The organism is Terricaulis silvestris, from assembly GCF_009792355.1.
In the GTDB taxonomy this organism is placed as follows: domain Bacteria; phylum Pseudomonadota; class Alphaproteobacteria; order Caulobacterales; family Aquidulcibacteraceae; genus Vitreimonas; species Vitreimonas silvestris.
The window spans coordinates 2,020,679-2,041,766 of record NZ_CP047045.1 but is presented as its reverse complement, the minus strand read 5'-3'; the positions used below and the strand labels follow the sequence as shown (position 1 = coordinate 2,041,766).

25 protein-coding genes and 2 tRNA genes are annotated in these 21,088 nt (G+C 62.8%); 22 read left to right on the top strand and 5 right to left on the bottom strand.

The window, feature by feature from the left end:
• Window positions 1-128 precede the first annotated feature (128 nt).
• Both DSM104635_RS10415 and DSM104635_RS10410 read right to left on the bottom strand, forming a co-directional pair.
• Complete coding sequence (locus DSM104635_RS10415; RefSeq protein WP_158766137.1) at window positions 129-482, bottom strand: YMGG-like glycine zipper-containing protein; 354 nt, start codon at window positions 480-482, stop codon at window positions 129-131.
• Window positions 483-561: 79 nt separating this feature from the next.
• A complete protein-coding gene (locus DSM104635_RS10410) occupies window positions 562-1,776 on the bottom strand; it encodes a CaiB/BaiF CoA transferase family protein (protein ID WP_158766136.1) in 1,215 nt (404 codons plus the stop codon).
• Between the two features lie 49 nt (window positions 1,777-1,825).
• On the opposite strand from DSM104635_RS10410, the gene DSM104635_RS10405 reads away from it, so the two are divergent.
• From DSM104635_RS10405 to DSM104635_RS10390, 4 genes are all read left to right on the top strand, one after another.
• Complete coding sequence (locus DSM104635_RS10405; protein WP_158766135.1) at window positions 1,826-2,284, top strand: GFA family protein; 459 nt, start codon at window positions 1,826-1,828, stop codon at window positions 2,282-2,284.
• On the top strand, window positions 2,281-3,087 hold the full coding sequence (locus tag DSM104635_RS10400) for a potassium channel family protein (RefSeq protein WP_158766134.1): 807 nt from the start codon (window positions 2,281-2,283) through the stop codon (window positions 3,085-3,087). Before DSM104635_RS10405 ends, DSM104635_RS10400 begins: the two co-directional genes overlap by 4 nt.
• An 11-nt stretch (window positions 3,088-3,098) precedes the next feature.
• Window positions 3,099-3,173 (top strand) — tRNA-Val (locus DSM104635_RS10395).
• Between the two features lie 165 nt (window positions 3,174-3,338).
• Entirely contained in the window at window positions 3,339-4,388 is a 1,050-nt protein-coding gene (locus DSM104635_RS10390; protein ID WP_158766133.1) for a hypothetical protein, read from the top strand.
• On the opposite strand, the gene DSM104635_RS10385 is transcribed toward DSM104635_RS10390, so the two are convergent.
• Entirely contained in the window at window positions 4,366-5,526 is a 1,161-nt protein-coding gene (locus DSM104635_RS10385) for a metallophosphoesterase (protein WP_158766132.1), read from the bottom strand. The genes DSM104635_RS10390 and DSM104635_RS10385 overlap by 23 nt on opposite strands.
• Window positions 5,519-6,367: a YjiK family protein gene (locus DSM104635_RS10380; RefSeq protein WP_158766131.1), complete on the bottom strand. Its 849-nt coding sequence runs from the start codon at window positions 6,365-6,367 to the stop codon at window positions 5,519-5,521. The genes DSM104635_RS10385 and DSM104635_RS10380 overlap by 8 nt, the downstream gene beginning before the upstream one ends.
• 275 nt (window positions 6,368-6,642) lie before the next feature.
• Here DSM104635_RS10380 and DSM104635_RS10375 point away from each other — a divergent pair, with 275 nt between their 5' ends.
• Both DSM104635_RS10375 and DSM104635_RS10370 read left to right on the top strand, forming a co-directional pair.
• Window positions 6,643-8,376, top strand: coding sequence for a type I secretion system permease/ATPase (locus DSM104635_RS10375; RefSeq protein ID WP_158766130.1), 1,734 nt, complete (start codon window positions 6,643-6,645; stop codon window positions 8,374-8,376).
• Window positions 8,376-9,647, top strand: a complete 1,272-nt coding sequence (locus DSM104635_RS10370) for a beta-barrel domain-containing protein (RefSeq protein ID WP_158766129.1) — start codon at window positions 8,376-8,378, stop codon at window positions 9,645-9,647. The genes DSM104635_RS10375 and DSM104635_RS10370 overlap by 1 nt, the downstream gene beginning before the upstream one ends.
• A 15-nt stretch (window positions 9,648-9,662) precedes the next feature.
• Here the strand turns inward: DSM104635_RS10370 and DSM104635_RS10365 are convergent, their stop codons facing one another.
• Window positions 9,663-9,869, bottom strand: coding sequence for a hypothetical protein (locus tag DSM104635_RS10365; RefSeq protein ID WP_158766128.1), 207 nt, complete (start codon window positions 9,867-9,869; stop codon window positions 9,663-9,665).
• A 347-nt stretch (window positions 9,870-10,216) separates the two neighbouring features.
• Here DSM104635_RS10365 and DSM104635_RS20005 point away from each other — a divergent pair, with 347 nt between their 5' ends.
• The 16 genes from DSM104635_RS20005 (at window position 10,217) to DSM104635_RS10285 (ending at window position 20,971) form a co-directional block, all read left to right on the top strand.
• Complete coding sequence (locus DSM104635_RS20005; RefSeq protein ID WP_158766127.1) at window positions 10,217-12,841, top strand: M10 family metallopeptidase C-terminal domain-containing protein; 2,625 nt, start codon at window positions 10,217-10,219, stop codon at window positions 12,839-12,841.
• A 145-nt stretch (window positions 12,842-12,986) separates the two neighbouring features.
• Window positions 12,987-13,481, top strand: a complete 495-nt coding sequence (locus DSM104635_RS10355; RefSeq protein WP_158766126.1) for a hypothetical protein — start codon at window positions 12,987-12,989, stop codon at window positions 13,479-13,481.
• 83 nt (window positions 13,482-13,564) lie between these two features.
• Window positions 13,565-13,641, top strand: a tRNA-Asp gene (locus DSM104635_RS10350).
• Between the two features lie 343 nt (window positions 13,642-13,984).
• A complete protein-coding gene (locus DSM104635_RS10345) occupies window positions 13,985-14,362 on the top strand; it encodes an NADH-quinone oxidoreductase subunit A (RefSeq protein WP_158766125.1) in 378 nt (125 codons plus the stop codon).
• A gap of 4 nt (window positions 14,363-14,366) precedes the next feature.
• Window positions 14,367-14,930 carry a NuoB/complex I 20 kDa subunit family protein gene (locus DSM104635_RS10340; RefSeq protein ID WP_158766124.1) on the top strand — a complete coding sequence of 188 codons (564 nt, stop codon included), beginning with the start codon at window positions 14,367-14,369 and terminating at the stop codon, window positions 14,928-14,930.
• Window positions 14,927-15,541 carry an NADH-quinone oxidoreductase subunit C gene (locus DSM104635_RS10335; RefSeq protein ID WP_158766123.1) on the top strand — a complete coding sequence of 205 codons (615 nt, stop codon included), beginning with the start codon at window positions 14,927-14,929 and terminating at the stop codon, window positions 15,539-15,541. Before DSM104635_RS10340 ends, DSM104635_RS10335 begins: the two co-directional genes overlap by 4 nt.
• 35 nt (window positions 15,542-15,576) lie before the next feature.
• The gene (locus tag DSM104635_RS10330; protein ID WP_158766122.1) at window positions 15,577-15,840 is read left to right on the top strand and encodes a hypothetical protein; all 264 of its coding nucleotides are present in this window, start codon (window positions 15,577-15,579) and stop codon (window positions 15,838-15,840) included.
• Complete coding sequence (locus DSM104635_RS10325) at window positions 15,837-16,235, top strand: VOC family protein (RefSeq protein ID WP_158766121.1); 399 nt, start codon at window positions 15,837-15,839, stop codon at window positions 16,233-16,235. Before DSM104635_RS10330 ends, DSM104635_RS10325 begins: the two co-directional genes overlap by 4 nt.
• A complete protein-coding gene (locus DSM104635_RS10320; RefSeq protein ID WP_158766120.1) occupies window positions 16,235-17,449 on the top strand; it encodes an NADH-quinone oxidoreductase subunit D in 1,215 nt (404 codons plus the stop codon). The genes DSM104635_RS10325 and DSM104635_RS10320 overlap by 1 nt, the downstream gene beginning before the upstream one ends.
• The gene (locus DSM104635_RS10315; RefSeq protein WP_158766119.1) at window positions 17,446-17,886 is read left to right on the top strand and encodes a hypothetical protein; all 441 of its coding nucleotides are present in this window, start codon (window positions 17,446-17,448) and stop codon (window positions 17,884-17,886) included. Before DSM104635_RS10320 ends, DSM104635_RS10315 begins: the two co-directional genes overlap by 4 nt.
• Window positions 17,883-18,263, top strand: coding sequence for a hypothetical protein (locus tag DSM104635_RS10310; protein ID WP_158766118.1), 381 nt, complete (start codon window positions 17,883-17,885; stop codon window positions 18,261-18,263). Before DSM104635_RS10315 ends, DSM104635_RS10310 begins: the two co-directional genes overlap by 4 nt.
• Complete coding sequence (locus DSM104635_RS10305; protein ID WP_158766117.1) at window positions 18,260-18,457, top strand: hypothetical protein; 198 nt, start codon at window positions 18,260-18,262, stop codon at window positions 18,455-18,457. Before DSM104635_RS10310 ends, DSM104635_RS10305 begins: the two co-directional genes overlap by 4 nt.
• Window positions 18,458-18,459: 2 nt before the next feature.
• Window positions 18,460-19,113, top strand: a complete 654-nt coding sequence (gene nuoE / locus DSM104635_RS10300) for an NADH-quinone oxidoreductase subunit NuoE (protein WP_158766116.1) — start codon at window positions 18,460-18,462, stop codon at window positions 19,111-19,113.
• Window positions 19,110-19,367: a hypothetical protein gene (locus DSM104635_RS10295; protein ID WP_158766115.1), complete on the top strand. Its 258-nt coding sequence runs from the start codon at window positions 19,110-19,112 to the stop codon at window positions 19,365-19,367. The genes nuoE and DSM104635_RS10295 overlap by 4 nt, the downstream gene beginning before the upstream one ends.
• Window positions 19,354-20,667 carry an NADH-quinone oxidoreductase subunit NuoF gene (gene nuoF, locus DSM104635_RS10290; protein WP_158766114.1) on the top strand — a complete coding sequence of 438 codons (1,314 nt, stop codon included), beginning with the start codon at window positions 19,354-19,356 and terminating at the stop codon, window positions 20,665-20,667. Before DSM104635_RS10295 ends, nuoF begins: the two co-directional genes overlap by 14 nt.
• Before the next feature lie 4 nt (window positions 20,668-20,671).
• The gene (locus DSM104635_RS10285; protein WP_158766113.1) at window positions 20,672-20,971 is read left to right on the top strand and encodes a YciI-like protein; all 300 of its coding nucleotides are present in this window, start codon (window positions 20,672-20,674) and stop codon (window positions 20,969-20,971) included.
• The last annotated feature ends 117 nt before the right edge of the window (window positions 20,972-21,088 follow it).

Sequence of the window (21,088 nt, the reverse complement as noted above, 5' to 3'; positions counted from 1 at the left end):
GAAGCCCAGGCGAAAGAGGACCGTAGCTCACCCGCGCGAGCTTCGGATGGCAGGCCGTCCAGAGCACGCCCAATGAGAAACGCCGCGCTCCTTCCGGAACGCGGCGTTCTTGTACGTTAAGGAAGACCCTACGGGTAGGGGTCGCCGTTTTCGTAGTACCAACGACCCGAACGCGGGTCTTGGAAGTAATAGCGGCCGCTGCGGGCGTCGTACGATTGGCGGCGGTTCACTTGTTGGCCGTTGTTCGCGCCGCAGCCGCCGTCGCGCACGCAACCGGCATAGGCGCCGCCTGCCGCGCCAATGGCCGCGCCGATCGCGGCGCCCTGCGCCGCGTCGCCGTCGCCGGTGTTGTTGCCGATCACTGCGCCAGCCACGCCGCCAAGCACCGCGCCCGTCGCTGCGCCACGCTCAACATTGCCGGATTGTGTACATGCAGTGGCCAACAGGCCCGCTGCCGCAAGTGCTATAAGCGTTAGACGCATAGAGTTTCTCCTCACTGGAACTCAGTCGCCCTAAACGTCCCGCCTTGGCGGCAGTTCCTCGCATTGCTGCAATGACATGTCAGATCACGCCCGTTTCCCGCAGCGCACGAAGTTCCATCTCGTCGGCGTTGAGCAGCGTGGCGAGGATCGCGTCAGTGTCTGCGCCTAGCGCAGGCGGTGCGTGATCGGCGCGCGGCGGCGTCTTGCTCATGCGGATTGGGTTGGCGGTAAGCCGGACTTCAGCGCCTTTCTCGCGCGTCATTGTGTGTACGGCTTGCCGCGCAATCACGTGCGGGTCGGCGAACACTTGCGGCAGTGTGTTGATTGGCCCGCACGGCACGCCTGCGGCTTCAAGCGCGCCCATCCACTCAGCCGTCGGCCGTTGCCGCATCGCCGCGCCAATCGCATCCGTCAGCGCCAGGCGATTGGCGACGCGCGCGGCGTTGTGGGCAAAGCGAGGATCGTCGGCCAGAGTCAGCCCCGCAGCCACACAGAAATCATGGAACTGGCCGTCATTGCCGACGGCCAACACGACGTGTCCGTCGGCAGTCGCGAACACCTGGTAAGGCGCAATGGATGCGTGTGCGTTGCCGAGCCTCTTTGGCTCCTCGCCTGAGACCAGATAGTTCATGCCGAGATTGGCGAGCATCGCGATCTGGCAATCGAGCAGTGAGATATCGAGATGCTGACCTTCGCCGGTGCGCTCGGCGTGGCGCAGCGCCGCGAGGATGGCCGTGACGGCGTACATGCCTGTAAAGAGATCGGCGACCGCGACGGCGGATTTCATCGGCTCACCGTCGGGTTCGCCAGTGAGGCTCATCAGCCCGCCCATGGCCTGGATCATGTAGTCGTAGCCAGGCCGTTTCGCGTACGGGCCGGTTTGGCCAAAACCGGTGATCGAGCAATAGACGATCGCCGGATTGAGCGCCGCTATGCTCTCGTAATCGAGGCCGTAGCGCTTCACCCCGCCGGTCTTGAAGTTCTCGACAAAGACTTGGCACTGCGGTGCGAGTCTTTTGATCAGCGCTGCGCCCTCCGGCTTTGCGAAATCGATCGCCACCGAGCGCTTGTTGCGGTTGGCGGCGAGATAGTAGGCGGCGTCGCCTCGTTCGCCGTTGGGCGTGGTGGTGAAGGGCGGACCCCAGCTGCGCGTGTCATCGCCGGCGCCGGGTTTTTCCACCTTGATCACGTCCGCGCCCAGATCGCCCAGGATCTGCGTCGCCCACGGTCCCGCCAGCACGCGAGAGAGATCGAGCACGCGTACGCCGGCCAGCGCGGTTGGAGATGTGTTCATGATGCGCCGCACGTTGCCTCGCCCCGGCGAACGGAGCTAGAGCGACATCATGACCGAGACGCGAACGCCCGTTGTCACCGGCGGCTGCCAATGCGGCGCCGTGCGCTACGCCTTCTACGTGCCGCTTGAGAACAGTCACGTCTGCCACTGCCGCATGTGCCAGCGCGCCACCGGCGGGGTGTTCGCCGCGCTCGTGGGTTCGAAGAAGGCGGACTTCGCCTGGACCAAGGGCGAACCCGCGGTGTTCGCCAGCTCCAACCTGGCGTCGCGCGCTTTTTGCCGCGATTGCGGCACGCCGCTCTCATTCGCTTACAACACGCCGGACGCGCGCTTCTACGTCACCACCGGCACGCTCGATGAGCCGGAGGCGGCGCCGATCATTATCCAATACGGGATCGAGAGCCGCGTTCCGTGGGTTAAGTTCTGCGAAGACGTGCCGGCTGAGAAGACTGGCGAGGACGCCGCATCGGCCGAGTTCTTCAAGACGATGACGAGCAACCAAGGGTGAAGCCGGGCAATCGTCTGCGCTCGCGCGTCCGAGCGCTCTACTTTGGACACACGCAATCGGCCGTGCGCTTTCAGGGCGTGCTGCTGGCGCTTGATCTGCTGATCATCGGCTTTTTCATCGGCAGCCAGTTCATCGCCGAGCAACCGTACTTCTGGCTGATTGACGCCGCCATCGCGGCTTTTCTCTCCATCGATCTGCTCGCGCGCCTGTTCGCGTTCGGAACGTTGCGGCGGTGGCTGAAATATCCGACCACTTGGATCGATCTCATCGTGCTGGCGACGTTGTTTTTCCCCGCCGTTCTCTACAATTGGGGCTTCCTGCGCATTCTGCGGCTGTGGACGCTGGTGCACAGCGAGCGCTTCTGGAACGTGCTGGCGCGCGGGCGTTGGGATGACACCTACGTGGAGGAGCTGAGCAAGGCGATCGTCACGATGGTCGTCTTCATCTTCCTCGCCGCCGGCGTGACGCAGGCGCTGTTCTTGGGTCACCATCCTGGGCTGAACAATTTCGTCGATGCCATGTATTTCGTGGTCACCTCGCTCACGACGACCGGCTATGGCGACATAACCTTGGGGACCGCGGGCGGGCGCATCTTCACCATTGTGTTGATGATCACCGGCATCAGTCTCTTTTTCTCGATCGCTCAAAAGGCCTTCGCGCCGGAGAAAAAGATTGTCCGCTGCACCGAGTGCGGCGCGGATCGACACGATCTCGATGCGCGTCACTGCAAGGTCTGCGGCACAGAGCTCACGGCGCCCTTGCGCGGGATTGCGCGGACGGCCAGAGGGAAGGCCGGCAGATAGCCAATGGACAGGGGCGGTTAGCTCAGCGGTAGAGCGTCTCCTTTACACGGAGAGGGTCGGGGGTTCGATCCCCTCACCGCCCACCATCCTACGCTCGTGCAGCGCGTGGGATGTCCTCCGAAGCCTTGGCGTAGGAGGACTGCGCGCTCCACCCGCGAGCTTCGGATGGTAGGCCATCCCATGTCATCGGCGGACTTCCAGCCAAGCTCATCCTTGCCCATAGTGGCTCGAGTCCGTTCTGGGAGGGCGCCATGAGATGGTTGGCTTTATTGGCGGTGGCGGCCGCTCTTTCGTTTGCTGGCCAGGCATCCGCGCAAACGGCGCTGTTTTCGACGGACACAGAGCTCGAGCTGACGATCGAGGCGCCGCTGTCGACGCTGCTCCGCCAGGCGCCGCGCAGCACCGATCCGCATCCGGCCGTTGTGACCTTGATCGGCGCCGGCGAACCGTCGCGCTTCGAGATCGCACTGTCGGCACGAGGGCTCTCGCGTCGCACACGCGGCTATTGTGCGTTTCCGCCACTGCGATTGGACTTCGACGCGGACACGTTGGGCGGCACAGTGCTGCAAGGACAGAACCGTCTTAAGCTGGTGACGACCTGCCGTCCGAGCCGCAACTACGAGCAGATCATCGTCCACGAATATCTGGCCTATCGGCTTTATAACGAGATCACGCCATTGAGTTATCGCGTGCGTCCTCTACGCGTGACCTATCGCGACACGGAGGGTCGGCGCCGTGACGAGACCCAGTTCAACTTTCTAATCGAGGACATCGACGACGTCGCCGACCGCAATCAGCGTGTCGCGTTAGACGTGATGACGGGCGGCGTTCGTACCCCGCATCTCGATGCGGCCGCCACTGCGCGGTACGTGCTGTTTCAAATGATGATCGGCAATCTCGATTGGGATTTGGTCACCGGCGTGCCGGGCGAAGATTGCTGCCACAACAGCAAGCTGCTCGCGGCAACCCAAGAGTCACGCCAAGCCGTGATCCCGGTGCCGTACGATTTCGATGGTTCGGGCTTTGCCGACGCGCCCTACGCAGCGGTTCCCGAAGGGCTCCCGATCAACAATATCCGGACCCGGCTCTATCGCGGGATGTGCCGGCACAACGCCGAAATTCCCGCCGCGATCGAAACGTTCCGCGCTCGCCGTGCGCAACTGACAGCCGTCATCGCCAATGAACCTCGCTTAACCGAAAGCAAGCGCCGCGAAGCGCAGCGCTACATCGACGACTTCTTCGAGATGATCGAGAACCCGGCGCGGGTGCAGTCTCAGATTATTCAGCGCTGCCGGGGATAGCTTCGGCGGCGGCGGGCGTGGCGCACTGCGCCGCGGCCGTGGTGTTGGGCGAGCCAGCCTCATCGAGAGCGGCAATGGCCGCGAGATAAGCGCAAGTTTCGTCCCGCGTTGCAGCCCGAAGCGGGACGCGCGTGCCGCGATAGATCGTCGTCAGGTTGCCGTCGATTTCAAGATAGGCATGTGGGTCGCTGAAGCCGGCAGGCACCACGATGTCGGCAATCAGGACACGCCCGTTGAAGCGGGGCCACACCGTGGACGCGCGTTTGGTGTGGCCAACAACGATCCGCGCTACGCCATGCCGCGTGAGCAGGGCCTCAAGATTGGCGCGTTCGGTCTCTTCGGCGTTGAGAGATAGGCCGCGATACCAAAGCGGGCCTTCCTGATTGGTGACAATGTCCAGATAGACCGGGTCAGGTCGCCCCTGCAGCGCCCCACGAACAGCGTCGTTCATCACGTCTGCGCTCGGTGTGACAAAACTCGGACCGAGGCCACCATGCACAAACAGTGTGTCGTTGATGCGGATGACGGCGTCGTGGCTCGCGATCCAGCGGCCGTATCGTCCGTTTGGTCCCCAGGCCTCGCGATGCTCGACGTAACCCAGTGGATACGTGCTTTCCCATTGAGCGCGGAAGGCGTCATCGAACACGGGCAGGCCACTCGCTGGCGGCCGTGCACGGAGCGCGTCGAGCGTGGCGCGATAATAGCGTTGGCGGCGGCGCTCTGAACCGGCGTTGGCGAAGGCGGCGTATTCGCCGGGATGCACGTAGCGCAAATCGCCTTCGACGTTCATCGCCTCGTGATTGCCGATCAAAGCGTGCACGTAGCCGCCCGCACGCCGCGCCTGTGGCTCAAGGCGCATCAGATGGTCCATGATCATGCGGCTGTTGGGGCCGCGATCGGGAATGTCTCCGAGTTGCACCAGATGCGCGCGGCCACCGACCCAATTGCCTTGCGTATCGATCAAGTTCGCAGTGCGCAGCATGTCGGCAAATTTTTCGTAATCGCCGTGAAGATCTCCAACGGCCACCACACGGGAAACGCCATCCCAATGCGCTTGCGCGCGCGCCGCCGGCGCAGACGCGCAAGCGCCCGCGAGGAGTGCGCATGCCGCGAGGAATGTGCGCAAATATCTAATCATGACGCCGCTCATAGATCGAAAGCAGTGCGCCCCTGCGCGCACCCTCATCCGCGATAACGAGCCGGCCGTCCGGCAAGAGCGCGAGCCCTTCCGCCTGCGTGTGCTCCGCGCTCAGCGCCCACGCGCTGCGTAGCGATCCGTCCGCGCCGAACCATGCGACTGCGCCGTCGCGCGCCGACAGCACAAAGAACGCGCCGGTGGACGCTTCAATCTCCACTGATGACGGCTGGAAGTCCGAGACGCCCGCAGCCTCCGTCACATCGCGTTTGGGGATCGAGCGCCAAAGGCTGGCCGGCGAGCCCGGACGCCAAGCATACAGTTGAACTTGATCGCGCATGTCGCCAGCGTCCATGTGCTTGCAGGCGAGAATGAGGCCGTCGTCGGCCGACAGATAGGCCAGTCCCTCGACTTCACAAATATCGCGAAGACCGCTGTCGAAGCGTTCGAAGGCGACACGCGAACCGCCTTCTCCCTCGCGAAAACTCAGCAATTCGGCGGCGCTGGTGACTAACCAGAATACGCCGTCAGGCGTTATGGCGAGGCCCTCGAAGTCACCTGTCTCAGGCGCGCCCACCGCGAACGTCGATGCGAGACGGCCTTGCGCCGGGTCGATCTGGTAGAGGACCGCGCGCTCGTCGTCGTGCGCGAACAACCGGCCATCCGTGGCCGCGGCGAGCCCTGAAATTTCATCGAGCGCGGATGGCAAGCGCCATTGCCGGACGGGTTCTACGGCGAAGTCAGACTGCGATGATAAGGTCGGCTGAGCGGGGGAAAGCGTTGGATCCGCGCAGCCGGCAAGCAGCGTTGCGACAGCGAAGATGGCGCGCGCGCGTTTAGCCATTGTTGTCCTCACCGACGGCTTCGGCGCGTTCGACATGCCTCGGTGCACACTATCGCGCTCGATCGTGATGGTCTTGGGTCTTTTCGTGCTGACGGGTAGCTGGCCGCTAGGCCCTCATTGTTTTGCGGCCTCCGATCCCCTGAGCGCCAGGTTCCAAGGGGAATTTAGGGGCGGTTGTCGCGTACGGGGCGTGCGCGCGGGCATTGCCGGGCTGGCTGGCCTTGGTTAGGTGGACTGGCCGGTCCGGTGACGGTCCGATGGATGGTGGGTGACCTTTGGCGGCAAATCAGACATCGGGCCTGCGCGGCGCGGTACGGGCGTGCCGGAACTTGCTCGGTTGGACGGTCGTTTTCAGCGCCGGCATCAACCTGCTCTACCTCGCGCCGTCGATCTTCATGATGCAGGTGTACGATCGCGTCCTGAACACGGGCGGCATCGCGACACTGGGGTTGCTCGGTGTTGTGCTGATCTTCGCGCTGAGCGTGCTCGCACTCCTCGATTTGACGCGTCAACGCATCGGCGCGCGCATTGGCCTCCGGCTCAATCGGCTGCTTTCGCGCCAGGTTATCCAGCTTGGGTTCGGCGCGGGGCGCGGACCTGCCGACCTCTCGCGCACGCAAGCGGCGCGCGACTTCGATACGCTGAGACAAGTTTTCGCCAGCCCGGCCGCCACCGCCATTCTCGATGCGCCCTGGACCATCGTGTTCGTGGCGGTTTGCTTCATGATCCACCCGCTGATCGGCGTCCTGACTTTGGCTGGCGGCATCATTCTGTTGCTCATTGCCCTGCGCAACGAACACGCCATGCGCCCGATCATCCAACGCACCACGGCTCTCGCGCCGCGCTATTACGCGGCCCAGGAGGCCGATCGCGGCGCTTCCGAAGCGGTACGCGCGCTCGGCATGCGCGGCGTTCTGATCGACCGCCAGTTAGAGCGCCGCCAGGAATTGCTGACCGAGCAAACACGAGCCGCCATGATGCAAGCGGCATATGGCTCGACCTCGCGCTTCTGGCGTCTCCTGCTGCAGTCGGGGGTTTTGGCCGCGGGCGCCTACCTCGCCGTGAACGGACAAATTTCGCCAGGCGCTCTTATCGCCGGCTCGATCCTCGCAGCGCGCGCTCTGGCGCCGCTGGAACAGGTCGTGGGCGGGCTGCGCCAGGTCGAGCAGGCACGACTGGCGTTCCGCAATCTGACTGAACTGATTGATGACGCGCCCCAAGAGATCGACCGCACCACGCTGCCGGCGCCGACGACTGGCCTTCGCTTCGAGCGGGTTAGCGTGCGCCTCCCTGAAGGCGATAGGCTCGCGCTCAACAACATCTCTTTCGCCGCGGAACGCGGTGAGGTGTTGGGTGTGATCGGCCCAAGCGGCGCAGGTAAATCGACGCTCGCCCGTGTCGCAGCCGGCGCTATCGCGCCAGACGCTGGCGTCGCGCGCCTGGACGGGGCCAACTTGGCGCACTGGGATCCGGACGCCTTGGGACGCCACGTCGGGTACTTGCCACAGGAAGTCGCGCTGATCGCCGGCACGGTAGGCGAGAACATTCGTCGCTTCGCGCCATCGTCAAACGAAGCAGATGCGCTAACGATCGCCGCGGCGCAGTCCGCTGGCGCCCACGACATGATCCTGCGTTTGCCGAAGGGCTATGACACACAGCTCGGCCCGATGGGTCGCGGCTTGTCGCTTGGCCAAGCGCAACGTGTAGCGTTGGCGCGCGCGCTCTATGATGACCCCGTGTTGCTTGTGCTCGACGAGCCCAACGCGCACCTCGACGCCGAGGGTGAGGTTGCCCTCATCCAAGCGATCAATCGCGCCAAGGCGCGGGGCGCCGCGGTGCTCACCGTCGCGCACCGCGCCGGTGTTATCGCCGCGGTCGATAAGGTGCTGGTCGTCCGCGACGGCGGCATCGACGCTTTCGGACCGCGCGACGAGATCATGCGCACTTTGAACGCGGCGCAATCCGGTTCCGGAAATCTGACGCCAATTCGGGCGCGGGAGAGCCAATAGTGGCGATCTCCGACGCCGACGAAGCGCTGACCAGCGATGATGCGCGGCGAGAGATCCGATTTGGCGTGATCGCGCTGCTCAGCTTCTTTGGCCTGTTTCTCGGCTGGGCGGCGTTTGCGCCGCTCGATGCGGCTGTCGTCGCGCCCGGCGTCGTCGTCGTCGCCGGCAGCCGCCAGACCGTGCAACATCGCGATGGCGGTGTGATCTCCCGCATTGCGGTGGAGGAGGGCCAACGCGTTCAGGAGGGCGAACTGCTGATCGAACTCAGCGCGCCGGAAGTGCTGGCGCGCAAGGAAGCGATCTTGTCGCAAACGCTCGATCTGCAAATGCAGCGCGCTCAGTTGCTCGCCTCACGCGATACCGGGGCTGAGATACAAGCGCCCGCCGAGTGGGCGGCGTTGCCGCCCGAAGATCGCGCCATCGCTGACGCCGCGCTTGAGCGCCATCGCATCGAAGCGGAATCGCGGCGCGCGGCGCTGCGCACGCAACGCTCCGGTGGCGGCGCGGTTGAAGCCCGCATCGCCGGCTATCAGGAAGAAATTGTTGCGATCAACCGCCAGCACAGCTTGCTTGAGGACGAACTGACCGGCGTGCGCTCGCTCGCTGAACGGGGCCTGATGCCGCTCACGCGCGTGCGCGCATTGGAGCGCTCTCAGGCCGAACTCGACGGCCGCCGCGCCGAACTGCGTGCGGCCATCGCGGGCGCCATGGAAGATCGCGCCGAAGAGCTACGGGACATCGAAGCGCGTCTTGCGCAGTTGCTGCCGCAGCTCGCCGGCGCCAGAGCCGAACTGGAACGCACGCTGATGCGCGCGCCGGTGGCCGGCGTCATCGTCGGCCTGCAAGCCAACACGGTCGGTGGCGTCGTGCGGGCCGGTGAAGCGGTGATGGACATTGTGCCGGAAGGGCAAGACCTGATTGTCGAAGCCCAGGTGCGCCCCGAGGATGCCGACGATTTGCATCAGGGGTTGGAAGGCGAAGTGCTGATCACCGCGTTCTCGGGACGCAACATGCCGAGATTGCGCGGCGAAGTACGCCGCGTATCGGCCGACCGTTTTGTCGATGAGCGCAACGGCAATGCTTATTTCTTGTTACAGATGGCGGTGTCGCGCGAAGAGCTGGAACGGCTGAATCCTGAAGCATCCGGCGCGCGCCAGTTACGCCCTGGCTTGCCGGCGCAGGTCGTGGTCCCGACCCGAAAGCGCACCGCACTTCAGTACCTTTTAGAGCCGCTCAACCAATCGATTTGGAGCAGCTTCCGCGAGGGTTGACCGCGATCAGGGCGTTCAACATTCAAACCCGAAACGTTGCATCAGCTCTTCTCGCGTCGCGACTTCGCGCTCGGCGCCGGTCATTCTTACAACGCGCTCATAAACGCCCGGACTGATCTCTCGCCACCAGGGCAGATCGATCGCGCCATGTGCTTCCAAGTGAACGAGATAGTCGTCAAGGCAACGGAAAATCGCGCCGCGCGCAAAAGGCAACCCTGACACGCCTCCATCCTCGCGTGTTTCTTGCATGTTTGGCGTCTCCTGTGCGGGCGCAGCATATGCGGTTGGAACCGTTGGATTGCACGAACACGCCGCCACGATTAGCGTTGCGATCCAAAAAAGCGCCGCATAGGTTGAGCGTAGCGTGGAGTTCATTTGGGCCACTGGCGAACGAGCGCAATCCAACATCGCGAACGGGATTGTGCGGTCCTTTTGAAATCCTCGGCAAGTCAATTTGCACAGGCTTGGTGAACAGGGGAACGCAGATGTATCTACGTCAGGACGGGACCGGCCCATCATCTGATTTTTGGGGGACTTCGAGCTTATCCAGGGGCGATGTGGGCGGCCTTTTGCACAAGCCGCAAGAAGACACGAGCGGCTTGACGTTCCATGCCCTCGCCTGTGGTTGCGCAGGGTGCGCCGCGGCCGCTTCAAGCGGAAAAGACGGCAGCGCTGTTCACTCACCGTCCACCAGCTCGCAGGGCAATCTGACTACGATCGCTGCGCCCTCCAATGACGTCGCAATCGACGGCACGATCAATCCCGGCGAAACGGATTTCTTCGGTTTCAATTTGGTTGCGGGCCAAACCTACATGTTCAGCGTGTACGGGTCCGGCGCCACGCCGCTGCCTGATACGTTTCTGTATGTTCTCAACGGCGGTTTTGGACTGCTTAACTTCGACGATGATGGCGGCGCGGGCGTCAACTCGCTGGTGACGTACACGGCGACCTACACCGGTCTTCATATTATCGGCGTCGAGGGCTTTAGCGCGAGCCAGACCGGCGGGTACACGCTCGACGCTCTGCTGCAGCCCCCAACCGATATCGTCGGCGACACGTTCGCTGGCGCCCCGTCGCTAACGATCGGCACTGTCGCTTACGGCTTTATCGACGCCGGCCCCGACGGCCCATACGGTCCTGGTTTCGGCGAAGTAGACACCTATTCGTTCACCGCGGAAGCGGGAATGTTCTACTCATTCGAGATCGCCGGCGGCGCCGACTACAATTCGGATATATTCAATCTTCCGGCAGGCGAACTCGACACGGTTATCGCCATATACGACGGTGACGGAAATCTGGTCGCATTGAACGACGACATCAACTTCTTCGGCGGTGATCTTGGGTCGCGCGTCGGCTTCTTCGCCGAAGAAAGCGGAACCTATTATCTCGACGTGTTTTCCTATCAGCCCTACAGCGGCGGATTTTCGATTACGTCCTCGGAGATCAATCCCGCTGATTACGATCCGCTGGACTCGATCAACTGGGTCAGCGCGAACAACGTGCAGTTCGACGAGTGCAACACCGCCTATGTTTATTTTGCCGAGGCGGGCAACGATTTCGGCGAAGGGCTGCCGTCGTTTGGTTGGACCGATTTCGAAAAGCAACAAGTGATGAAGGCGCTTGAGGAATACGAGAAAGTCCTCGGCGTGAACTATGAAATCACCACTGACGAGAGCGCAGCCACATTCCGGTTGTTCACGACGACGTCCGCTTCGTTCGGCGCCTACATGTATCCGCAGGATCCGGCGTTCGGTGATGCGCAAGGCATCGCGGCGTTCAACGTCGATAGCGGCGGTTGGGGCGCGTTCCCGCAAAGCCTCGAGCAAGGCGGGTATTCGTTCGAAACCATCCTGCACGAGTTCGGCCACGGTCACGGCCTGGCGCACCCGCACGACAACGGCGGCGGCTCTGAGATCATGCTCGGCGTCACCGCCGCGCAAGGCTCGTACGGCATCTACGACCTGAACCAGGGCGTCTACACGGTCATGAGCTACAACAGCTCATGGGAAACCGGCCCGAATGGCGAGTCACCCTTCACGATTGCCGGCGTGAGCAATGGTTGGGCTGGCACTCTGAGCGCGTTCGATATCGCAATGCTGCAAGAGCGTTACGGCGCCAACAATCACTACGCCGAGGGCAACGACACCTACACGATCAAAGACGTCCAAGCGGTCGGCACCTATTACGAGACGATCTGGGATACGAAGGGCAAAGACACCATCCGCTACGATGGCGCCCGTAACGCCCGCATCGATCTCACCGCCGCCACATTGAACTACAGCCCGACCGGTGGTGGCGTGGTCTCTTTCGTTGATGGCATCTGGGGCGGCTTCACGATCGCCGCCGGCGTTGTCATCGAGAACGCACGCGGCGGATCGGGCGACGATGTCCTGATCGGCAACTCGGCGAAGAATGAGCTCTACGGCAACGCCGGCGATGACTTCCTGATGGGCCGCGCAGGCGGTGACAAACTGGACGGCGGCGCTGACTTCGACACAGCCAGCTACCAAGGTTCCGGCGCAGCAGTGAACGTCTCGTTGGCCAGCGGCTCCGGCAGCGGCGGCGATGCCGCCGGCGATTGCCTCACGAACATCGAAGCCGTTGAAGGCAGCGCGTTCAACGACACGCTGACCGGCAACAGCGGCAACAACACGCTGACTGGCGGCGACGGCAACGACAAGCTCGACGGCGGCAGCGGCAACGACACGCTCGACGGCGGCGATGGCAACGACACGCTCTACGGCGGCAACGGCATTGATGCCCTGTCGGGCGGCGACGGCGACGACAAGCTCGATGGCGGCAACGACAACGACTCGCTCTCGGGCGGCGCCGGCAACGACAAGCTGACCGGTGGCAACGGGATCGATACGCTTGACGGCGGCATCGGCAACGACACGCTGACCGGCGGCAACGCCCGCGACCACTTCGTGTTCGCTTTCGGCGACGGCCAAGACCGCATCACCGACTTCAAAAAGAACACGGATCTGATCGACCTTCGACCGACAGACTTGGTTTGGAGTGATCTCGACTCCAACGCCAACAACAAGCTCGACGACGCCGACCTCTATGTCAGCGTTGCGAGCGGCGACACCTTCATCGACCTTGGCTTGGCCAATGGCGGCGTGGGCGGCGTCGATGTCGTTCGGATCGACGATGTCACCAACCTGACCAAGGACAGCTTCCTGTTCGGCTAAGCTGAACAGTTTTGCTTTCGATGGCGCGGAGGCCTCCTGGCTTCCGCGCCATTTTTTTGTCGGTTGCGCTCGCCCGCTGGCCCGCATCGTCGATGGATGGGGAGGGCGCTTCCCCCCATGCCGCGATCGGGGCTAAGGTCCGGGAATGACGTGCAATCTCTCGCGCATGCTGGTGGTCGCCGCGCTCACGGCAGCCGGTGGGTGCGGACAGCTCGCGCCCGAACGGACTGCGCCTGGCCCGGCCCCCGCGTTGGCCGCGGTGGCGCCGGACGTTAGCCCGCACGCGGGTCAGACCTATTCAGAGTTCGTGGCGGCTGCCGGCGCTAGCTATAGCCCGGACGCCCTGGGTATTCCGGCGGCGGACAGGGTTCGCCTGTGGCGAGGCATGGCGGAGGCGACGCCAAGTGCGTTGCTGACCGGCGGCGGGGCCGAGGCTCTGGTGTTCCGGGGTTGCTCGGAGCAGGGCTGCGAAGAAGGGGTCTCCATCGTGGCGATCGACGTCGCCACCGGGGTGGCTTTTGCCGGCGTCCGCGATGTCGGCGGCGCCGACGTGCTGGCGCCCAACGAGCGCGTGGAAGCGCTGCTCCGCCTCAACTCGCCCACGCGCGCGTGGGACAATCCCGAGGCAGCGCAGCCTTAAGCTTTGTCTGTCAGAAGGGCCTTTCTGCCGCGCTTGACCGGTGGAGCGGCTTGTCCTAACCCCCTGCCTCTCGCGAAAGATGCGCGGGTGTAGCTCAGTTGGTTAGAGCGCCGGCCTGTCACGCCGGAGGTCGCGGGTTCGAGCCCCGTCACTCGCGCCATTCTTGTCAGCGTTCGCTTCAGCGACTTCCGCCAGCCGCCAAATCACTTAGTGCCGTGCCACAGGCATAACGTCAGCGCCGCGTACGGCGCGCAAGCTTGCCTCACGCATTCGTCACCGGGCGACATGTGCCGCGCGCTCGATCAACCGCGGGCAGAAAGTGGATCTTCCCGCAGTGGATCCGCGACCGTCCGAATCCGTTCCGCTGAGCGTTTATTGCGAGTAGTTCGCAGCTATTCCGCTGGTTGCGTCCCGAGGCGGGCGCCACTAGCGTCCGCGCCGATTTCGCGGCTGCGGCGCCTGGATCCCTGGCGTCGAGACGCCGACGCGCCTAGGTGAAACGCATGGGTTTGGACCTCCTCGAATACGCGCCGATCCTGATCTTTTTCGCGATCGCGCTCGTCATGGGCGCGGGCTTTCTGATCGCCGCCTGGGTGATCGCGCCGAAGAACGCCGACAAGGAAAAAGTCTCGGCTTACGAGTGTGGATTCAACGCGTTTGACGATGCGCGCATGAAGTTCGACGTGCGCTTTTATCTCGTCTCGATCCTTTTCATCATCTTCGACCTCGAAGTCGCGTTCCTGTTTCCGTGGGCGATCACGTTGGGCGACATGCCGCCCGAGATCGGCCAGTTCGCGTTCTGGTCTATGATGACGTTCCTCGGTGTGCTGACGGTGGGTTTCATCTACGAATGGAAAAAAGGCGCGCTGGAATGGGAGTGAGCGCATGACCATTGTCACTCCAGCCGGCGGCGCCGCGCGTAGCGGCGTTGAGGGCGGCTATCCGGTGAAAGAGGACGATCCGTTCTACACGGGTCTGTCGAACCAGCTTGCCGACAAGGGCTTTCTCGTTGCCGCTGCTGATGATCTCATCACTTGGGCGCGCACCGGCTCGCTGATGTGGATGACGTTCGGGCTTGCGTGCTGCGCGGTCGAGATGATGCAGGCTTCGATGCCGCGTTACGATCTGGAGCGCTTCGGGTTTGCGCCGCGGGCTTCGCCGCGTCAGAGCGACGTGATGATCGTTGCCGGGACGCTGACCAACAAAATGGCGCCGGCGCTCCGCAAGGTTTACGACCAGATGCCGGAGCCGCGCTACGTTATCTCAATGGGCTCATGCGCCAACGGCGGCGGTTATTACCACTACAGCTACGCCGTCGTGCGTGGCTGCGACCGTATCGTGCCCGTCGATATTTATGTGCCGGGCTGCCCGCCGACGGCGGAAGCGCTGGTGTATGGCGTGCTGCAGCTACAGCGCAAAATCCGCCGCTCAGGGAATATCGTGCGATGAGCCAAGCGCTTGAAGACCTTGGCGCTCACATCAAGGCGTCGATGACCAGCGCCATCGAGGGCGCTTCGGTGGCGTTCGGCGAACTGACCCTCACCGCGCGCGCCGATCAGATCTATCCCGTCATCAAATTCTTGCGCGACGATCCGCGGTGCAAGTTCACCACCATGATCGATATTTGTGGCGCGGATTATCCGGAGCGCGGCAAGCGTTTCGATGTCGTCTATCACCTGCTCTCGATGCAGCTAAACCACCGCATCCGCATCAAGATTGAGACCGACGAAGAGACCGCGGTCGCCAGCATCGCCGACATCTATCCCTGCGCCGACTGGTTTGAACGCGAGGCGTTCGACATGTACGGCATCCTGTTTGCCAACCACCCCGACCTGCGCCGGTTGCTGACGGACTACGGCTTCCAAGGCTATCCCCTGCGCAAAGACTTCCCACTGACCGGCCACGTCGAGGTCCGCTACGACAGCGAGCAGCAACGTGTTGTTTATGAGCCGGTGAAACTCACCCAAGCGTTCCGCAACTTCGACTTCCTCTCGCCGTGGGAAGGCATGACGCTGCCCGGCGATGAAAAAGCGGGCGCTCCGCCGGAAGAGAAGAAATAGTGGCGGACGTATCCGCCCCCGCGCGCGCGCCTTCGATGGCGACGCTGGTTTTGCTAGCAGTCGGCTTGGGATGCATGGCGGTTGCTCCTTATAGCGGCATTGTCCACGGCAACGAGTTCTCGGGCTTCTTAACTAGTGCCGTGTTTCTGCTCATCGCCGCCGTGCTTCTTGGCGGATTGTTCGTCACCGAAGTCATGCTGAAGGGAATGGATGCATCGATTGCCGAGGACGACGCGATCAGCAGCAAATTCAATTCACGTATGGCCGAGGCGAAGGCGGCGGCGGAGCGAAGCGAATGAGCGGCGGCAAGCAAATCTTCGCCGCGTCGCCGGTGCTGCTGGTCGCTGACGTGGTGAAGGCGCACGACTATTACGCCACCAAGCTCGGCATGCGTTCGCCGAAATTGTGGGGCGATCCGCCGCGCTTCGCCATCCCGCAACGCGACGAGGTTTCGCTGATGCTGAATCAGGTCGACCAGGGCGCGCCGATTCATCCCAACGCCAACTATGACGGGCGCGCCGATGCTTATTTTTGGGTGCGAGACGCCGACGCGCTGCACGCCGAATTCAAGGCCGCGGGCGCTGACATCGTCTGCGAACCCCAGGATGAGGTCTACATGATGCGCGAGTTCTCAATTCGCGACTTCGACGGCCATCTTCTAATTTTCGGTCACGACATCTCGGGGGCGGCGTGATGGCTGACCACATCGCCTCCCATTCGCAAGGCGTCTCAGAAGACCGGCGCACCTTCACGATCAATTTCGGTCCGCAACACCCGGCCGCGCACGGGGTGCTGCGCTTGGTGCTCGAACTCGATGGCGAAGTTGTTGAGCGTGTCGATCCGCATATCGGACTGCTTCATCGCGGCACCGAGAAGCTGATCGAGTACAAGACGTACTTACAGGCGATCCCGTACTTCGATCGGCTCGACTACGTCGCGCCGATGAACCAGGAGCACGCGTTCTGCCTGGCGATCGAAAAGCTCGCTGGCATCGACGTGCCGCGCCGCGCTTCGATCATCCGCGTGCTCTATTCCGAAATCGGCCGCATTTTAAACCATCTGCTGAACGTCACCACGCAGGCGATGGACGTTGGCGCGCTGACGCCGCCGCTGTGGGGTTTCGAAGAACGCGAAAAGCTGATGGTGTTCTATGAGCGCGCTTCGGGGTCGCGCATGCACGCCAATTACGTGCGCCCAGGCGGCGTGCATCAAGACCTGCCGCCGCAACTGATCGACGACATCGAAGCGTGGTGCGAGCAATTTCCGCCCAAGGTTCACGACATCGAAGGCCTGCTCACTGACAACCGCATCTTCAAACAGCGCAACGTCAATATCGGCGTCGTCAGCCAAGAGGACGCGCTGAACTGGGGCTTCTCCGGCGTGATGGTGCGCGGCTCCGGCATGGCCTGGGACCTGCGCCGCTCGCAGCCGTACGAGATTTACAGCGAACTCGATTTCAAAATTCCACTCGGCAAGAACGGCGATTGCTACGATCGCTATCTCTGCCGCACGGAGGAGATGTACGAGTCCACCAAGATCATGCAGCAATGCATTAAGCTGCTGCGGCAGACGCCCGGTCCGGTGATGACGGAGAACTCCAAGTACGCGCCGCCGCGCCGCGCCGAGATGAAGAACTCGATGGAAGCTTTGATCCATCACTTCAAGCTCTATACGGAAGGCTTCCACGTGCCCGCCGGCGAAGCTTACGCCGCTGTCGAGGCGCCCAAGGGCGAGTTCGGCGTTTATCTCGTTAGTGACGGCACAAACAAACCGTACCGCCTCAAGATCCGCGCCCCCGGTTTCCCACACCTCGCGGCCATGGATTATCTCTGCAAGGGCCATATGCTGGCCGACGTTTCCGCCGTGCTCGGTTCGCTCGACATCGTGTTCGGTGAGATCGATCGGTGAGCGCGGAAGACGCACCGCTCATGCTTTGGATCGAGGGCATTGTTGCTCTCGTGATCATGCTTGCGTTCGTGATCCATTCGTTTTTTGCCTTCAGACCGGAGCACGTTGAGCATCATCCGGCGCGCGTGCGCATCGGCGCGGCCATCCAAGGGCTCACGATCGGGCTGTTGATCGGTTTCGTTATCGTGCCGCTGCGGATGCAGGTGATGGATGTGCGAGGGTTTGATCCGGGCTTGTCGCCCGGCATGTCGTCGCTTTCGTTTCTGCCGGCGCTGTTGATGCTGATCGTCATCCGCCGCGGCGCGTTGCTGAAGGCGCCGGTGCTTTCGACTTATCTCCGTGCCTACCGCCGCGCGACGCTGCTGAAAGCGCGTGATGACGCCAACAAGGCGCTGGCCAAGCTCGACGTCATCGAAGGCCGGAGGGCCTCAGCATGAACGTGATCGATGGCTGGTCGCTGCTAGCGCAGATCGCGCTTTGGGTTGTGATCGCTATCGCGTTGGCGGTGGCGTTCACCTATTTCAGCCGACCGCGCACGCGCGCGCTTTATCCGGGCGGCAATCGGCGTTATCTGGCGGCGCTTACCGTTCAAGCGGCTGGTTTCATGATCCCAATTCCGGTTGTGATCATCCTGCTGATCGGTCGGCTGCCGGCCGGGATTGACGTGATGATCGCCGTAGCCGTTGGCATCGGCGTAATTTTTCTTCTGCGCGCGTTGCCCGCGACGGGGCCGCTGCTGAAGGACCTGCACCGCGCTCGTGTCGAAGCCGTGATGGAGCGGCTCGGCCCTCGTCCGCCGGAGTCTAAACCATGAGCGACATGGATAAGCCGCTGACCGCTTTCACCTCCCAAGGATGGGAGGTCGCGAACTACAGCGCCGCTGCTGACCCCAGTACTGGTTCGTTGGTGCATTCGTTTCTGATGCGTCGGCAAGGCAAATCGAAGCTGGTGATCATCCGCAAGAAGATGCTGGGCGAGAGCCTAGTGACCGAAGAGTTGGAAATCTAACGATGAGCGTACGCCGCCTCGCCCTAGAGCAGCCAGACAGCTTCGCGTTCTCGAAAGAGACCATGGACGAAGCGGGCTGGTGGATCGCCAAGTATCCGCCGGAGCGCAAGGCGTCAGCCGTGATCCCGATCATGTGGTTGGCGCAAAAGCAGGAAGGCGGGGTCAGCGAACCCGCGATCCAGGAGATCGCGAGACTGTTAGAGATGCCGCCGATCCGCGTGTTGGAAGTCGCGACGTTTTACACGATGTTTCAGCTGCACCCGGTCGGCAAACATCACCTTCAAATCTGCGGCACGACGCCGTGCATGTTGCGCGGTTCAGAAGAACTGAAAGCCGTCTGCAAACGCCGCATCGGTCCCGCGCACACTGTGACGGCGGATGGCCTGTTCTCGTGGGAAGAGATGGAGTGCATGGGCGCGTGCGTGAATGCGCCGATCGTGGCGATCCACGATTACTACCACGAAGATCTCTCGCCGGACGCGTTCGAAGCCATCATGGATAAGCTCGCGCGCGGTGAGAAGATTGAGCCGGGCTCCGCCATTGAGCGCCAAACCTCGGCGCCTGAAGGAGCTGCGAAGACGCTGACTGATCCATCGCTCTATGACGGCTCGCTCGGCAAGCCGCTCACTCTGCCTGCTCTGCCGGAGAAGGCGTGAGCGAGACACCGCCCCCGAATTTGCCGCCGCGCAAGAAGCTCGCAGTCGAGCAGCCGCTCGAAGGCAGCGCGCTGAAGAGCGGCAAGCTTGTCATCTATGCCACCGTTGTCGCCGTTCTTGGCGGCCTGGCTGGTTACAACGCCATGGTGCAGGGGCTCGATCTCACCAGCCCCTACGTTATCGCTCCCGCTATTGGCGCGGTTTGGTTCGCGCTTCGCTTGTTTATGATCTGGAGTTCCAATGCTCGCGGATAAGGATCGCATCTTCCTCAATCTCTACGGCGCCCACGGGCCCGACTTGGAGAGCGCGAAGAAGCGCGGCGCATGGAACGGCACCGCAGACATGATCGCGGCTGGTCGCGACTGGATCATCAGCCAGGTGAAGGAAAGCGGCTTGCGGGGGCGCGGCGGCGCCGGCTTTCCGACCGGCCTGAAGTGGTCCTTCATGCCGAAAGAGGTGAAGGATCGGCCGCACTATCTCGTCGTGAATGCGGACGAGTCAGAGCCGGGCACGTGTAAAGACCGCGACATGATGCGTCACGATCCGCATTTGCTGATCGAAGGCTGCCTCGTCGCGTCGTTCGCGATGCAGGCGCACGCTTGTTACATCTACATCCGCGGCGAGTACGTCTATGAGCGCGAGGCGATGGAGCGCGCGATCAAGGAGGCGTACGACGCCAAGCTTGTCGGCAAGAACAACGTGCATGGCTGGGATTTCGACATCTACATGCACCACGGCGCTGGCGCGTACATTTGCGGCGAAGAAACCGCGCTACTTGAAAGCCTTGAAGGCAAGAAGGGCCAGCCGCGCCTGAAGCCGCCGTTTCCGGCGAACGTTGGCCTCTATGGTTGCCCGACGACGGTCAACAACGTTGAATCGATCGCGGTGGTGCCGACCATTCTGCGCCGTGGCGCGAAGTGGTTTGCTGGCTTCGGCCGCGCCAACAACACCGGCACCAAGGTGTTCTGCATCTCCGGCCACGTGAACAAGCCGTGCAACGTCGAAGAAGCGATGAGTATTCCGCTAAAGCAGCTGATCGAGGAGCACGCCGGCGGCGTGCGGGGCGGTTGGGGCAATCTCAAAGCAGTGATCCCGGGTGGTTCATCGGTGCGCATGATCACGGCGCAAGAATCCGAAGAGATGCTGATGGACTTCGATGCGCTAATGGCCGCGCCACATCGCTCGGGCCTCGGCACGGCTGCGGTGATCGTGATGGATCAGTCCACCGACATGATCCGCGCCATTGCGCGCATCGCGTATTTCTACAAGCACGAAAGTTGCGGCCAGTGCACGCCGTGCCGCGAAGGCACCGGCTGGATGTGGCGCGTGCTTGAGCGCATGGCGAAAGGCGAAGCCGATCACAGCGAGATCGACCTGCTGCTCGACGTCGCTGGCCAAGTTGAAGGCCATACCATTTGCGCGCTGGGCGACGCCGCCGCCTGGCCGATCCAAGGCCTGATCCGCTGCTTCCGCGGCGAGATCGAGCAGCGGATTGATCGCTATCGCAGCGCCAAGGGCGTGCACCAGGTCATCACGCCGGTTGCGGCGGAGTAGGGCAATGAAACACTTCCTCCTCCTCTACACCTACGCGCCCGACTACGTCGAAAAGCGCGCCGCCGTCCGCCCCGCGCACCTCGAACTTGCGCGGGCCTCCGTCGCGCGTGACGAACTGCAGCTTGGCGGTGCCGTGCCAAGCGACGATCCGCCGTTTGGCTTGCTGTTGTTCAAAACCGAGACCGCGCAAGTCGCCGAGGATTTCGCGCGCGCCGATCCGTATGTGAGCGAAGGCGTCGTCACCACTTGGCGCGTGCGCGAATGGATCACGGTGGTGGGTGAGGGCGCTCTGACCAAAGTCTGAGTCCGCGCCCCGCAGGCACCAGCTGTTTCGGCAGAAGACACAGAATATCAGATAGTTAGGTTGAAGGGCTCAAATTGCGGTTACGGTTCAATCGACTACCGCGTCGAGCGCCTTTGA

Coding starts and splice junctions, on each gene's coding strand:
- DSM104635_RS10380 (WP_158766131.1), bottom strand. CDS start 6,367: ATGGCTAAACGCGCGCGCGCCATCTTCGCTGTCGCAACGCTGCTTGCC.
- DSM104635_RS10335 (WP_158766123.1), top strand. CDS start 14,927: ATGAGCCAAGCGCTTGAAGACCTTGGCGCTCACATCAAGGCGTCGATG.
- DSM104635_RS10410 (WP_158766136.1), bottom strand. CDS start 1,776: ATGAACACATCTCCAACCGCGCTGGCCGGCGTACGCGTGCTCGATCTC.
- DSM104635_RS10340 (WP_158766124.1), top strand. CDS start 14,367: ATGACCATTGTCACTCCAGCCGGCGGCGCCGCGCGTAGCGGCGTTGAG.
- DSM104635_RS10285 (WP_158766113.1), top strand. CDS start 20,672: ATGAAACACTTCCTCCTCCTCTACACCTACGCGCCCGACTACGTCGAA.
- DSM104635_RS10345 (WP_158766125.1), top strand. CDS start 13,985: ATGGGTTTGGACCTCCTCGAATACGCGCCGATCCTGATCTTTTTCGCG.
- DSM104635_RS10305 (WP_158766117.1), top strand. CDS start 18,260: ATGAGCGACATGGATAAGCCGCTGACCGCTTTCACCTCCCAAGGATGG.
- DSM104635_RS10310 (WP_158766118.1), top strand. CDS start 17,883: ATGAACGTGATCGATGGCTGGTCGCTGCTAGCGCAGATCGCGCTTTGG.
- DSM104635_RS10325 (WP_158766121.1), top strand. CDS start 15,837: ATGAGCGGCGGCAAGCAAATCTTCGCCGCGTCGCCGGTGCTGCTGGTC.
- DSM104635_RS10320 (WP_158766120.1), top strand. CDS start 16,235: ATGGCTGACCACATCGCCTCCCATTCGCAAGGCGTCTCAGAAGACCGG.
- DSM104635_RS10390 (WP_158766133.1), top strand. CDS start 3,339: ATGAGATGGTTGGCTTTATTGGCGGTGGCGGCCGCTCTTTCGTTTGCT.
- DSM104635_RS10405 (WP_158766135.1), top strand. CDS start 1,826: ATGACCGAGACGCGAACGCCCGTTGTCACCGGCGGCTGCCAATGCGGC.
- nuoF (WP_158766114.1), top strand. CDS start 19,354: ATGCTCGCGGATAAGGATCGCATCTTCCTCAATCTCTACGGCGCCCAC.
- DSM104635_RS10415 (WP_158766137.1), bottom strand. CDS start 482: ATGCGTCTAACGCTTATAGCACTTGCGGCAGCGGGCCTGTTGGCCACT.
- DSM104635_RS10385 (WP_158766132.1), bottom strand. CDS start 5,526: ATGATTAGATATTTGCGCACATTCCTCGCGGCATGCGCACTCCTCGCG.
- nuoE (WP_158766116.1), top strand. CDS start 18,460: ATGAGCGTACGCCGCCTCGCCCTAGAGCAGCCAGACAGCTTCGCGTTC.
- DSM104635_RS10355 (WP_158766126.1), top strand. CDS start 12,987: ATGACGTGCAATCTCTCGCGCATGCTGGTGGTCGCCGCGCTCACGGCA.
- DSM104635_RS10330 (WP_158766122.1), top strand. CDS start 15,577: ATGGCGACGCTGGTTTTGCTAGCAGTCGGCTTGGGATGCATGGCGGTT.